The sequence below is a fragment of the Peribacillus cavernae genome (assembly GCF_003989135.1).
GTDB classification, from domain to species: Bacteria; Bacillota; Bacilli; order Bacillales; family DSM-1321; genus Peribacillus; species Peribacillus cavernae.
Map to the genome: position 1 here is coordinate 107027 of NZ_RYZZ01000030.1, position 12985 is coordinate 120011.

Sequence of the window (12985 nt, forward strand, 5' to 3'; positions counted from 1 at the left end):
TTAATGCTCCTTACTGAAGGTTTGTATTACTTACCACGTACTTTAGCCAATTCAGTCATCATTTCATCTACAAGGTTTGCCCCAATTTTTTCTGCAAATTTATCATTTACTGGTTTGATAATTTCCTTCATTTTTTCCCGCTCTTGATCGGATACTTCGTTTATTTTCATTCCAGCTTTTTCGAGTTCTTTAATGGCTTTTTCATTTTCGCTGCGGTTTAAATCACGTTGGAACTTTCCTGCTTCTTCCGCTGCTTCCCGCATTATTTTCTGCTCTTCTTCAGACAGGCCATCCCAAAACTTTTTGCTGACTAGAAAAACGAATGGAGTATATACATGTTTTGTAAGGCTTAAATGAGATTGAACCTCATTATATTTTTGGGTTACGATTGTTGGCATTGGATTTTCTTGGCCATCTACCGTTCCGCTCTCCAGCGCGGTAAATACTTCTGAGAAAGCCATTGGTGTAGGGTTAGCCCCTAATTTTTCAAAAGCATCTAAATGAACTTCATTTTGCATGGTACGAACCTTAAGCCCTTTAAAATCTTCCGCTGTTTTGACTGCATGCTTACTGTTTGTTAATTGGCGGAATCCGTTTTCCCAGTATCCCAGTCCTACTAGCCCCTGTTCCGGCAATCTTTCAAGGAGCTGCTTACCTACTTTCCCATCAAGAATGGCATCCGCTTCTTTTTCAGTATTAAAAACAAAAGGAAAATCTAGCATGCCGTATTCCGGAACCATTCCCACAAGAGGTGAAGTGGAAGGTGTCGTAACTTCCTGCGTTCCTGCCTGGAGTGCTTCCGTCATTTTCAGATCATCACCCAGAGTCGCATCGAAAAAATTTTGCACTTTCATTTTTCCCCCGCTTTTCTCTTCGACAAGTTCTTTAAATTTATTCATTCCCTGGCCTTGCGGGTGAGCCTCACTGTTTCCAATACCGGTTTTAATCGTTCTTTCCTTTATCCCGTCATTAGCCGAACTGGCTGTCGTGTTGCTATCACTATTATTTCCACACGCGCTAAGTACCAAGATTCCTGGCAATACGATGCCTATCGCCCAACGTTTCACCCATTTTTTCATTTTGTTCCCCCTGCAACTTAATTTTAGTTTATGAATCTTTTTTGCTGAACTTCTATGATCCTACGTAAGCCACTCAAGCGGTACTGTTACAATAGAAGGAAATACAATTAACAAAACCAATACAATAATTTCAACTAGCAGAAATGGCCAAACTCCTTTCATCATATCTTCCATACTAATTTTACTTATCCCGCACATTACATTTAAAACGGTTCCAACAGGCGGTGTTAGTAGCCCAATTGCATTATTAAGAATAAACAGTACTCCAAAGTAAACGGGGTCTATTCCTGCGTGTTCTACTACCGGCATTAATACAGGAGTAAGAATAAGAATAGTTGGTGTCATATCCATCGCTGTTCCTATTAAGATGACTAATAAGTTAATTGCTATAAGGAGCAGCAAAGGATGTTCCATAAATGGTTCCAACAAACTGATCACTTCGTTAGGCAAGTTGGCTACCGTAATAAGCCATGACGAAACAAGAGCTGCTGCGACAAGAAACATAACCACACTCGTCATTTTCCCAGCATGGACAAACACTCTAAATAAATCCTTAACTTTCAATTCGCGGTATATGACCAAACCAACAAACAATGCATAAACGGCAGCTACTACAGCAGCCTCGGTTGGAGTAAAAAGTCCCCCTTTCAAGCCTCCAATAATTATGACTGGAAGAAAAAGCGCCCAAATGCCTTTTCGAATTGATATAAGGATCTCTTTCAATGATTTTCGAGGTTGTACTTTTACTTTTTCTTTTCGTGCTACAATTGCCCAGGTAACAGTCAGCCCAACTGCCAACAAAAGACCCGGGACAATCCCGGCCATAAAAAGCTTAGTAATGGAAACGCCGCTCGCCACACCGAAAATAATAAATCCAATACTTGGCGGAATGATAGGTGCAATTATTCCACCCGCTGCAATTAATCCGCTGGATCGATTAACTTCATAACCGCTTTTAGCCATCATAGGAATTAATATCGCTCCTAATGCAGCCGTGTCTGCAACTGCAGAGCCTGACAGACTTGCAAATAATACACTAGCAATTATCGCAACATATCCGAGTCCTCCCCGTATATGCCCGACCATTGTCATTGCCATTTCAACAATACGCCTGGACAATCCACCTGCATTCATTAACTCTCCTGCCAGCATGAAAAAGGGGATCGCCATGAGAGGAAAATTATCTGCACCTGTAATTAAGTTCTGTGCAACAATTTGGCTATCAAAAATTCCCAGGAAGAACATTAAAACAACGCTGCTAACCAGCAATGCAAATGCAATTGGCATACCTAAACCCATTGCTCCAAGTAAAGAGCCAACAAATACCCCGATCATGCTTGTTTTTCCTCCTTGCCTAAGTTTTCATCATGTATAGTTATCATTTCTTCTGAGTCATTAATAATAATTAGTTCGTCATCCGCAATTTTGTTAAAAATAATTCGGTATAAATTATTGATTGTGATTATCCCCATCGAAACACTTACTAGTATTCCAGTCCCGTAAACCAAGGAAAGGGGCATGCCTACAGCCGGAGTCACACTATGTAAGTTAAGCACCGTCATTTTCCAGCTGCCATCCAGAATTAATAAGAGCACAAAAATTATCAATAGGTCACTGATCACCAGTACTATTTTCTTCATTCTTTTTGACAGGCGTTTTACCACCATATCGACGCCTAAATGTTCCTTATTTTGATAAGCCCCGATTGCTCCTAAAAAAGTGAGCCAGACGAATAAGTAACGCGACATTTCCTCTGACCATGTAATACCGGAATTAAAGAAGTAACGGAGAATAACGTTCCCAAAAACTAGAACGACCATAATAGCTAAGGCTAAGGCAAGTATAATATTTAATAGATTTTCTAAGAAGGCTGATATTTTGGCCACTATTTTTCCTCCCTTATAAAACATTCGTTATTCCTAGTCACTCAGCTTTAATTTTTTTATACATTCCTTCAGCCCAGTCATACTCTTTAAAGATTTCCTGGTATAAAGGTTCAGAAGTTTTTCCCATATCTTTAATGAACTTTTCGCTTGGTTCAGAGAACTTAATTCCGTTATCTTGTAAAAACTTCTTATCTTCTTCATAGCTTTTTTCCAATAGTTCGAATTCGTATTCTGCCGCTTCCTTGGAGGCTGTTTCAATAATTTTTTGTTGTTCTTTCGTCAAGCTACCCCAGAATTTTTTGTTAATGATATAGAGATTTGGACTAAACATATGTTTTGACTCTAGTACATCGCTTTGAACTTCATACCATCCTGATTGCCTTAGTGTGGCAATCGGGTTATCCTGTCCGTCTACAACCTTTTGTTCAAGTGCTGTGAATACTTCTGATATCGGCATTGGTGTTACATTGGTTCCAAGCGCTTCACCCAGCTTTATATAATTAGGAATGTTAGGCAATCTAAGCCGTAAACCATCAAGTTCTTTCATGTTTTCAATCGATCTGTTGCTTGAAAACATTCTAAAGCCATTAGCGCTCCATGCTAGCGGTTTTACTCCATGCTTTGGTTCTAAATCTTCAGTCAGTTCATCGCCGATTGGGCCATTAAGTACTGATTTGACATGCTCAAAGTCTCTGAAAAGAAAAGGCCATTCTGGAACACCCATCTTCGGTATGTCCGATTGCATAATTAAACCTGGAATCCCCATTTCAATCGTGCCGTTCCTTACCCCATCGTAAAACTCTTTTTCAGCGCCTAAAGTACTATTGGCAAAAATTTCGACTTTCAACTCTCCATTACTTTCTTCTTCAACCACTTTTTTAAATTTTTCTTTTAATGCTACATTTTGGGGATGATCTTCAGCAAAATAGTGAGCAACCTTAATTGTTCTAGCTTTAGTCTCACCACCTGAGCTGCCTTCCGAACTCCCACCGCCGCACCCCGATAAAAATAACGAACTGGCAACGGCTATACTTGATGCAACCCCCAGAAACTTTCTTCTTCTCAAATTAATTACCCCCTTTTTTTCTTAAATTCCTAATCGTGAAAGCGGTTTCATAAAATAACAAAGAATTTTTTCTCTGTCAATTGGTTCCCTAATCAAATTAATTTTCAACTTTTGAAATAACGCGATTTGTTTTATAATGTAAAACTCAATTTGACAATGAAGAACCTAAGCAATATTATATTGTAATTCAACAAATTGTCAACGAGAATTCTGAAAATAAAATCTATTCGGATTTTTTTCTTCAACATTGTTTTTTTGCAATACTTTTAAAAGTTTTAAAGTGAATGTCTGTCTTAATAACAATTTCACCTTTAAAACTAATTGATTGATCTTCTTTTACAAAATAAATATAATTCTGAATTCCTATTCTGTATTTTTAATTCTCCTCAATCTTGCTGATTCTTATCAGTAGTGAAGACTATTGAACACTTCCTTTGAGACCGAAGCAAACTAACTTCAAACTAGATTATAAACCCATTTTTTTGCGTCCAGAGATGGCCAGTATCTACTGAAAAAACACCCCCCTAATCGAATACATCATCCGATTAGGGGGGTGTTTTTTTATAGTACAAAACTATTTTATTTACAGATTTATTGTTGAAAAAAACGAGAAATAAATACAAATTTAATAAATAAATTCAGTCTTTATTTCCGAACATCCTGTGCAATGTTAATCACATGGCGTATTTTATCCCACTGTTGTTCTTCAAAGCCTCCGTCAAAATCCTGAAGCCCTTGTAAACACTCATTCTAACGATTGCCTTGAGTTTATTTGGTCTCGTGCTCATAACTGAGAGCGAGTCTTTTCTTTTTTGACTTCCTCGATGAAAGATAAACTCCGGCGAAAATGATAAGCAGTCCGATAATTACATTCGGAGTAATTGACTCTCCCAGCAGGAGATAACCCCAGACCATAGCCGATGCAGGAATCAAGTAGGTGACGGTTGCCGCTAATTCAGGGCTTCCATTTTTATTAATATAAAAATAGATAAGCTGGCCAAATCCAGAACCAAAGCATCCAAGACCAATGATCGCGAAAATCGGCAGCGGTTCGAGCAACATGGCAGGCTTGAACGGCTCAGTAAGCACCATCCCGATTAAACCGACGGCTGCACCCGTCAACAAGGTGAAAGTCGTAATCACTAGCACCCCGATATCTGACAAAAATCGTTTCGTTAGCTGGCCGGCAAGCCCATAACAGATGCTCGCTAAAAGCATCGTCCCAATCCCGATGAACTCCTGACCGAAAAGCTGGCCGAATTGAAAATCCATCAGTACCACAATACCGAAAAACCCGATCAGGATGCCGATCCATTGACGGCCGGTAAGTACATAAGAAAAAAGAATAAATCCAATCAGCCCGGTCCAAATCGGAGTAGTCGCGTTAAGAATCGAAGCAGTAGTACTGTCTATCACTGTTTCACTAAGAGGAATCAACCCCCATGCTAAGCCACAGTTAAAAATTCCGATAACAATCAGCGGTTTCCATGGCAGCCTGCCTCTGATTTCTTTCCGCTTCCACCATAAAATCGGAAGCAGGGTAATCGCACCGGCCAAACAGCGCAGAAAAACAATCCCCCAGACGCCAGCTGGCGGAAGCAGCCACTTCATAAAAACAAACGATAATCCCCAAATCAAACTAAGCCCGATTAAGGCTCCATACAATCGAAGCATGATCTGCCTCCTTCCCTCTCTCTTATTATGGCAAACTCTGGGCAAGATTTCATGTAAAAATCTTGCTATTTCATTTTTCCAATAATGATTCCATACAACTAATATATTTGAATAAATCGTATAGGTCCTCCAAGTAAAAATACTTATGATCTTGATAAAATCCAGTGGCCAAACACGCAGTTTTTACTTGATTGTAATCTCTTCGCTATCAATCCTTTACTTTTGCCCAAAAGAATATTAATAATCGGCTGATATTCTTAAAAAGTAGTTTAATAGAGACGGGAGATGGATAGATTGCAAAGAAAATGGATGTCAGCCCTTGGCGCGCTTGTAATTGGATTTGGAATTGTCGCAGGAGGAGAAACAGGAATGGCAAAGGAAAAACACAAGGAGATCTTAAATGTTTCACACCGCGGCGCTTCCGGCTACGCCCCGGAACATACGATTACCTCATACAAAATGGGTGAGAAAATGCACGGTGACTATATCGAAATTGATCTACAAATGACTAAGGATGGCAAGTTAATTGCCATGCACGATGAAAGATTAGACCGGACCACGAATGGTACAGGCCTTGTAAAAGATTATACACTAGAGCAACTCAAGCAGCTGGATGCAGGCAGCTGGTTTAACGAACAATACCCTCAATACGCAAACCCGGAATATGCAGGATTACAAATACCCACTCTTGAAGATGTTTTTCAAAAGTTCGGTAAAAATAAAAAATATTATATCGAAACCAAATCACCTGAAGTTTACCCAGGAATGGAAAAAGAACTGCTGCGTCTCGTAAATGAATACGACATAAACAAAGAGACGCTTCTTGTTCAGTCTTTCAGTCCAGCCAGCCTGTTAACAATGAAAGAACTCGATCCATCGATTAAGCTCGTTCAACTGCTATCATACAAAACCAATGCAGTTATTACGGATGAAGAAATTGCCGCCATTAAAGAATATGCCATGGGTGTTGGTCCGAATTATACCTATTTAAACGAGGAATATATACAAAAAGTGGTCAACAACGGGCTCGAAATACACCCATTTACCGTCAATGACAAAGAAACGATGGAAAAACTGATTGACTGGGGTGTTACTGGAATGTTTACTAATTTTCCGGATCTGCTTCATGAGGTGACTAAAGGGAAGTAAGCATTTCAAGGGCTTTATTATCCAGACAGAATAAATTAGTTTGAGCCAGTGATCTTTTACATCATATACAGCCATGAATGTTCATTACTCGCACTAACAGCATCATCCTATTATTAGGATGATGCTGTTAGTCTTTCTGAATTTTGAGCAGCACCAGCATTTTGAGATAAAACTATTTTAATACATTGTCTGGAAGTAAATACTCCAATTTTCTATACTAAGGCTGAAAGTCTTGATATACTTAAGAAAAGGAGAGATTCCAATTATGTACGAACTAAAAACAAAAGAAACCGATAGCAGTGTCATTGAGTTTATAGAAAATGTCGAAAGCCCAAAAAAACGGGAAGACGCATATAAATTATTGGATATTTTTTCTGAAACGACGGGTTATGAAGCGAAGATGTGGGGACCGAGTATTATTGGATTTGGTTCATATCATTATAAATATGAATCCGGTCATGAAGGCGATGCCCCGCTGGTAGGCTTCTCACCTCGGAAAGCCAAAATCAGTCTGTATTTTGCGACGGGTAACACAAAGCGAGAGGAATTGTTAAAGGACTTTGGAAAACATACGGCAGGAAAAGCGTGTATATACATCAATAAAGTAGCAGATATTGATATTGATGTTCTGAAAGCGTTAATTAACCAATCTATAACGTTTTTGAAAGAAACCTATCCCAATAATTAAAGCCTGCGGATTACTTGAATTTCGTCAGTTATGAAAATAAAAAAACTGTCCAAGTTTCGACAGCCTGAGTCTGCCTGGATAAGACAGTTTTTTAACTATATCAACTCTTAGTACGATTCCGAAAGAACGTTGGAATATCGAGTGATTCTTTCGGTTGTTGCCGTTGTCGGCCATAATCCCGAACCGGTTCTTCACGTTTTAGCGGTTGGCGTCTAGGTGATGCTTTTGGCTGTGGTTTTGACATTTCTGTGGTTAAAGGACTGGAAGACCGTTCTAATGACGTAATCTCCTGATCATTGAAACCAGTAGCAATGACGGTTACCATAAATTCATTTTTTAGGTTTTTGTTAATGACAGAACCGAAAATCATGTTTAATTCCTGGTCTGAAGAAGATGCAACAATATCCGCTGCCTCTTGTACTTCAAATAAACTTAAATTGCTTCCGCTAGTGATGTTCAATAGTACTCCTTTAGCCCCATCGATGGAAGTTTCGAGGAGCGGACTAGAAATGGCTTGCTTTGCAGCTTCAACAGCACGGTCTTTACCAGTTGCGATGCCGATGCCCATTAAGGCAGTGCCTTTATGAGACATGATCGTTTTCACGTCAGCAAAATCAAGATTGATTAAACCTGGTACAGCAATTAAATCCGAAATACCCTGTACACCCTGACGAAGGACATTATCCGCTTCACGGAATGCTTCAACAATTGGTGTTTTTCTATCTACAATCTCCAATAAACGATCGTTTGGGATCACAATTAATGTGTCCACCGCTTTCTTCATTAAGGCTATTCCACCTACAGCTAGTGATGCGCGCTTATTGCCTTCGAACTTGAACGGACGTGTTATTACACCAATAGTTAGTGCCTTAAGCTCATGGGCAATTTGAGCAATAACAGGGGCTGCCCCGGTTCCTGTACCTCCGCCCATTCCGGCCGTAACGAATACCATGTCTGCACCTTCTAATGCTTCTTGGATCTGCTTTTTGCTTTCTTCCGCTGCTTTTCTGCCTACCTCTGGATTTGCACCTGCTCCTAAACCTCTTGTCAGTGTTGTACCGATTTGGATCTTAATCTCTGCTCTTGATAAGTTAAGAGCTTGTGCATCTGTATTAACAGCAATGAATTCTACTCCCTGAACTCCTTGCTCGATCATACGGTTAACGGCATTGTTTCCCCCGCCGCCAACACCGATTACTTTAATCGTAGCTGATTGGTCTGTACTGTCAAACTCCCTCATCACAATTCCTCCTAAATCATCCAATTTTCCACTAATCAAAGAAATACCTGAAGAACTTCTCTCTATTATTTGTAAAATACTCACTTTCTTTTGTTTTGATTTAGCAGCTTGTTTAGGAACTGAAGCTTTTTCGACAACTGGTTGTTCTACTGACTGACCACCTATTATAGCAATATTTGTATTGTAAAGAATAGTAGTAACCCTTTTGCGGAAAAAGTCCAACACATTATCGAGATAACCTAGTAGCTTATATATACGACATGTGAAGTTGAAACTCCTTGTGCATTACCTACTAACATATGGCTTTATAAATGTTTAAGCTTTTTGTTTATAAAGAGGTGGCGTCAGGAAAGTGCGGATTTGCAACGATAAGCATTTTGATACGAGTTTTATGAGAGGTTATGAAGCCTTATTTAGAAGTGATTTGATTATGTTTGTTGAGGATCTCCGACATAAAGAACCCGAATAACAAGCACTCTTTTGTGAGTGTCCGTTATTCGAGTTATTGTTCAAAAAGGATAGTTGTTTTGAAGACATTAGATTTTAATGTCAACCTTAGCGCTTTTCTTCAGCTCTTCTACTTGTTGAACGAGCTTTTCTTGCTGCTTTTGTTGCTCAAGTTGTTGCTTGATTTGAGGTTTTATCTCTTCAAGCTTTGGAGGTTCTTGACCACTGGCACTTCCTTGCTGGACCGATTGATCATAATACGCTTGAATTTCTTCATCCGTTACTTGCTCTGCAGGTATTTCTTTCTCAACGTACTTCGTGTATTTAATATTTTCAGCAGTTTGAGTTTTTAGTGCCGTCATATCTAAACCAGCTTGTTTCAGAGCGGCTTCAAATTTCTTATCATCTTTATATTGTTCTTTCGTTTTGGCTAGTTGTTTTTCAATTTCGGCATCCGATGCTTGATAGCCTTTTTTATCAGCCTCTTGAAGAATCAGGGTTTGTCCCACTAAGCTATCAATGGTTTGTTCCTTCACTTGCTTAGCTGCTTCTGCAGAAGTGGGATCTTGTCCCATTTGTTGCATCTGCATTTGTAAAGAAGACAAAGCCATATTATAGTCACGGCCCAAAAGCTCCTTATCGTTAACGATAGCAACCGTTTCCTTCTCCTCTACTTTTTGCTTATCTAGCTTCTTTTGCATTTCTTCCATCTGTTTCTCTTGCTGTTTCTTTTGATCTTGCTGCTCGGTTTGGGCTGTTTTTGTTTGATCCTCATCATTGGATTGTTTACCTTCATCATTCGATCCACAGGCTGTTAAAGTGACAGCTATTATTCCTGTAATAAAAGGGTATATGAGTTTCTTCATGATCGTTCTCCTTTCGTGACCTAGAATTACAATTGATCATTCAAAAAAGATCATCTAGTAAGTATTGTATAAGATATAGACGTAAAAAGAAATCATAAGGGTTCATTACCCGATTAAAAGAGACAGACTTAACTCATTTCACGGTTCAAATGTTTCCTCGGTATCTTTTTAGCCATTCCCATCCATCCTTATTCGTGATATTCCGTCCTTATATTAAATGATGGAATGAAAAATGATGGGTATTTATTCATTTATTTTAGTGAGCAAGTGATTGATTATAACGTTCTTTTTGATCTTCCATATTTTTTATATTTTTGAACTACACCTTCCCTTTTGTTATTGTTTATCTTGGAGGTGATACAAATAAATGATTTTTACATCCATCAATCAAGACAACCTTTACCAGCTTTGTGATGCATTTGAAGGTTTTCTTATAGATCATGATATTACTTTTACATATGTAGATATGACTGAAGAAAACGGAATTATTTCATTTCTTTTCGCTAATGATCCCGAAAAAGGTCGTGTTGTAGAATTTGAAGGGAAGAATTCCATCGGGTTAGAGACCGAATATATTGCCAAAGAAGTATTAGCCCCTATCCTTCCAAGGTTAAAAGCATACTCAAAAATAAAATCATCCTAATGGGTGATTTTATTTTTGAGTAAAAATTTCTGACTTTTATTCAGGATTTTACTCAATTCCACTTATTCTTTTGCTTTTTCTTTTCGCCTAATTCCTTTCATTATATTCTGTTAACCCAGAGGCTGGAATGCATTTGTCATCTTAAGTAAGCCGAATTCATTCATACGAAAAAATAGTGCCAGGCATCTTTCAGAAAACTGGAGGACGCCTGGCATTTGGCTTCTGTTATCGATAGAGACCCTTTACATATTCGAATCATCATTTTTTCTCGTTACCATCACAAGAACCTTGCCTTTCTTCACATCGTCTTCATAACGGCGGGCCTCTTCTTCACCCAACCCCATCTCCTGTAACGCACTTGATAGACCGCCGGAATTTGTTGCAAGTCCTGCTACAGCTCCGCCCAATGTGGCAAATATAGGGCCTGCAGCTATAATCGGGCCTATTCCCGGAATTGCCAAAGTACTCATTCCGACCAACAGACCTGTTAATCCGATTGCTCCACCTGCTGTTGCTCCGGCAATCAATCCGTCCGTATTTGTAGGATGTACCTGCTCAGCAGTAGATCCTAAGTTTTCGGTATTTTTTGCAACAATTGAAATCTCATCGATACTATAGCCTGTCCTTTTTAAATCCTCAACTACAGCCATTGCCTTCTCTTCTTTTTCATAAACACCTATAACTCGTTTTTCCATGGTTGTTAGCTCCTTCTAAGTGGCGTATATATTTAATACCCCATAAGAAAGCTTTTAATCAGGAAAGTTCATGTAATAACAAGTGGACAAGTAACATCCAAAAATTAGTATGACCCTAGCTCGAGTTTAATCAATGTTGTTAAATTGCTCTGTTCCCCAGATATGTAATTCCATCAGTCTCCATTTACCCGAGCATACTATGTCCGCCATTGACCGAAAAAACTTGCCCTGTTACCCAATCTGAATATGAAGATAATAAGAAGAGTATAATGCCCGTTACATCGTCCACTTTTCCTAGCCGTTTTAGCGGGTATTGCTTCATTAATTTCTCCATCATTACGCTATCATAACCTTGGCCTTGATCAATGAGTCCAAGTGAAACGGTGTTGCATTGTATATTATTCCTGCCAACTTCTTGGGCTAACGATTTAAGGAAGCTGATGGTCCCGCTTCTGGCAGCTCCCGATATAATTAAATTTCGGTCACCGGTTCGGGCGGAATCACCGATAATGTTGATAAATTTGCCCCGTTTATTCTCCATCATGTCTGGCATAAATGTGTGCGCTAAATGAAGGACACCGTAGAAACAAACTTCAACCTCACGCTTCCATTCCCCCGGCTCATATTTAAAGAATGATTTATACTGCGTCCAGCCGGCATTATTGACGATATCGTCCACAGTTCCTAAATCTCGCTCAATCGATTTTTTCATATTTTGAACGTCTTCAATAGAGGCGAGGTCCCCTGTCACCAAAACTGTTTTTACACCAGACTCTTCAATCAATTTTGCCGTTTCTAAAGCTTCTTTTTCTGAACTTTGATAATGAAGTGCGATATTAGCGCCTCGACTTACTGCCTCCAACGCAATTCCCCGTCCGATTCCTTTAGCCGCCCCTGTCACCAGGATGTTTCTTCCTTCTAGATCCAGCTCCATTTTGTATCCTCCATCTCTTACACTATTAAATGAACAGCCAGTACAGAGTATTTTCTGTCCGTACTGGCCATTCTTTACACCATCGTTAAGCCTCCGCTTACAGAAAGGGTTTGCCCTGTTACGTATTCCGTTTGGCAAAATCTCTTTATAGGTTTGAATATGTCCAAGTAAGTTAATATCAACGATTTTCTTCCATGTGCTCGGCTTGCTTTTTAGAAAAGTCTCTACCTTATCCCAGCCTGAATTATTAATCAATACATCTATTCTTTTAAAAAATGTATAGCATCCCCCAACGCTTTTATGACACTATCTAAGTCAGCAACATCGAAAAATACAACTGCGGCTTCATTGCCAGTCTCTTTTTGAAAGAAACTATTTTCCGAGCATTTTCTATACTGCTACAATAATTTTCATGTCATCATAGCGTCGACCACATAGCAACTGTCTCTTGCACCGCTTTCATTTTGAGTTACGGACGGACGTCATTTCATGAAAATCATTACTCCTGCAATGGCCGAATACAGTACCTTCCAGAAAAAATTCGGTAAAACTTTTTTGATCCTTCTACAACTATCCGATCATTAGCGAATGAGAACCGATTCTTTCTGGAATCCCACT

Annotated in this window: 12 protein-coding genes and 1 pseudogene; 3 read left to right on the top strand and 10 right to left on the bottom strand. The window is 39.2% G+C overall.

Going from position 1 to position 12985, the window contains the following annotated elements:
• Positions 1-26: 26 nt before the first annotated feature.
• From ELQ35_RS17290 to ELQ35_RS17310, 5 genes are all read right to left on the bottom strand, one after another.
• Entirely contained in the window at positions 27-1079 is a 1053-nt protein-coding gene (locus ELQ35_RS17290) for a TRAP transporter substrate-binding protein (protein WP_126866391.1), read from the bottom strand.
• A gap of 60 nt (positions 1080-1139) precedes the next feature.
• Positions 1140-2414, bottom strand: coding sequence for a TRAP transporter large permease subunit (locus tag ELQ35_RS17295; protein WP_126866393.1), 1275 nt, complete (start codon positions 2412-2414; stop codon positions 1140-1142).
• Entirely contained in the window at positions 2411-2965 is a 555-nt protein-coding gene (locus tag ELQ35_RS17300) for a TRAP transporter small permease (protein ID WP_246026115.1), read from the bottom strand. The genes ELQ35_RS17295 and ELQ35_RS17300 overlap by 4 nt, the downstream gene beginning before the upstream one ends.
• A 37-nt stretch (positions 2966-3002) precedes the next feature.
• A complete protein-coding gene (locus ELQ35_RS17305; RefSeq protein ID WP_126866397.1) occupies positions 3003-4031 on the bottom strand; it encodes a TRAP transporter substrate-binding protein in 1029 nt (342 codons plus the stop codon).
• 768 nt (positions 4032-4799) lie between these two features.
• The gene (locus tag ELQ35_RS17310) at positions 4800-5705 is read right to left on the bottom strand and encodes a DMT family transporter (RefSeq protein WP_126866399.1); all 906 of its coding nucleotides are present in this window, start codon (positions 5703-5705) and stop codon (positions 4800-4802) included.
• Between the two features lie 285 nt (positions 5706-5990).
• Between ELQ35_RS17310 and ELQ35_RS17315 the strand changes: the two genes are divergently transcribed.
• Together ELQ35_RS17315 and ELQ35_RS17320 are read left to right on the top strand one after the other, a co-directional pair.
• Positions 5991-6854: a glycerophosphodiester phosphodiesterase gene (locus ELQ35_RS17315; RefSeq protein ID WP_185861810.1), complete on the top strand. Its 864-nt coding sequence runs from the start codon at positions 5991-5993 to the stop codon at positions 6852-6854.
• Between the two features lie 265 nt (positions 6855-7119).
• On the top strand, positions 7120-7542 hold the full coding sequence (locus ELQ35_RS17320) for a DUF1801 domain-containing protein (protein WP_126866403.1): 423 nt from the start codon (positions 7120-7122) through the stop codon (positions 7540-7542).
• Between the two features lie 100 nt (positions 7543-7642).
• Here ELQ35_RS17320 and ftsZ read toward each other — a convergent pair whose 3' ends face one another.
• Together ftsZ and ELQ35_RS17330 are read right to left on the bottom strand one after the other, a co-directional pair.
• Positions 7643-8782, bottom strand: coding sequence for a cell division protein FtsZ (gene ftsZ, locus ELQ35_RS17325; protein WP_126866405.1), 1140 nt, complete (start codon positions 8780-8782; stop codon positions 7643-7645).
• A gap of 536 nt (positions 8783-9318) precedes the next feature.
• On the bottom strand, positions 9319-10095 hold the full coding sequence (locus ELQ35_RS17330) for a SurA N-terminal domain-containing protein (protein ID WP_126866407.1): 777 nt from the start codon (positions 10093-10095) through the stop codon (positions 9319-9321).
• Positions 10096-10462: 367 nt separating this feature from the next.
• Between ELQ35_RS17330 and ELQ35_RS17335 the strand changes: the two genes are divergently transcribed.
• Positions 10463-10738: a hypothetical protein gene (locus ELQ35_RS17335; protein WP_126866408.1), complete on the top strand. Its 276-nt coding sequence runs from the start codon at positions 10463-10465 to the stop codon at positions 10736-10738.
• 242 nt (positions 10739-10980) lie between these two features.
• On the opposite strand, the gene ELQ35_RS17340 is transcribed toward ELQ35_RS17335, so the two are convergent.
• The 3 genes and pseudogenes from ELQ35_RS17340 to ELQ35_RS23580 all read right to left on the bottom strand — a co-directional run.
• Positions 10981-11433, bottom strand: a complete 453-nt coding sequence (locus ELQ35_RS17340; protein ID WP_126866410.1) for a general stress protein — start codon at positions 11431-11433, stop codon at positions 10981-10983.
• 184 nt (positions 11434-11617) lie between these two features.
• Positions 11618-12367: an SDR family NAD(P)-dependent oxidoreductase gene (locus ELQ35_RS17345; protein WP_307365517.1), complete on the bottom strand. Its 750-nt coding sequence runs from the start codon at positions 12365-12367 to the stop codon at positions 11618-11620.
• A gap of 141 nt (positions 12368-12508) precedes the next feature.
• Positions 12509-12637 (bottom strand): annotated as a pseudogene (locus tag ELQ35_RS23580) (SDR family NAD(P)-dependent oxidoreductase); the annotation flags it as partial.
• Between the last annotated feature and the right edge of the window lie 348 nt (positions 12638-12985).

Bases quoted from the DNA above. Each gene is read 5' to 3' on its own strand.
- ELQ35_RS17290 (WP_126866391.1), bottom strand. From the start codon at position 1,079: ATGAAAAAATGGGTGAAACGTTGGGCGATAGGCATCGTATTGCCAGGA.
- ELQ35_RS17295 (WP_126866393.1), bottom strand. From the start codon at position 2,414: ATGATCGGGGTATTTGTTGGCTCTTTACTTGGAGCAATGGGTTTAGGT.
- ELQ35_RS17310 (WP_126866399.1), bottom strand. From the start codon at position 5,705: ATGCTTCGATTGTATGGAGCCTTAATCGGGCTTAGTTTGATTTGGGGA.
- ELQ35_RS17315 (WP_185861810.1), top strand. From the start codon at position 5,991: ATGGATAGATTGCAAAGAAAATGGATGTCAGCCCTTGGCGCGCTTGTA.
- ELQ35_RS17320 (WP_126866403.1), top strand. From the start codon at position 7,120: ATGTACGAACTAAAAACAAAAGAAACCGATAGCAGTGTCATTGAGTTT.
- ftsZ (WP_126866405.1), bottom strand. From the start codon at position 8,782: ATGAGGGAGTTTGACAGTACAGACCAATCAGCTACGATTAAAGTAATC.
- ELQ35_RS17330 (WP_126866407.1), bottom strand. From the start codon at position 10,095: ATGAAGAAACTCATATACCCTTTTATTACAGGAATAATAGCTGTCACT.
- ELQ35_RS17335 (WP_126866408.1), top strand. From the start codon at position 10,463: ATGATTTTTACATCCATCAATCAAGACAACCTTTACCAGCTTTGTGAT.
- ELQ35_RS17340 (WP_126866410.1), bottom strand. From the start codon at position 11,433: ATGGAAAAACGAGTTATAGGTGTTTATGAAAAAGAAGAGAAGGCAATG.
- ELQ35_RS17345 (WP_307365517.1), bottom strand. From the start codon at position 12,367: ATGGAGCTGGATCTAGAAGGAAGAAACATCCTGGTGACAGGGGCGGCT.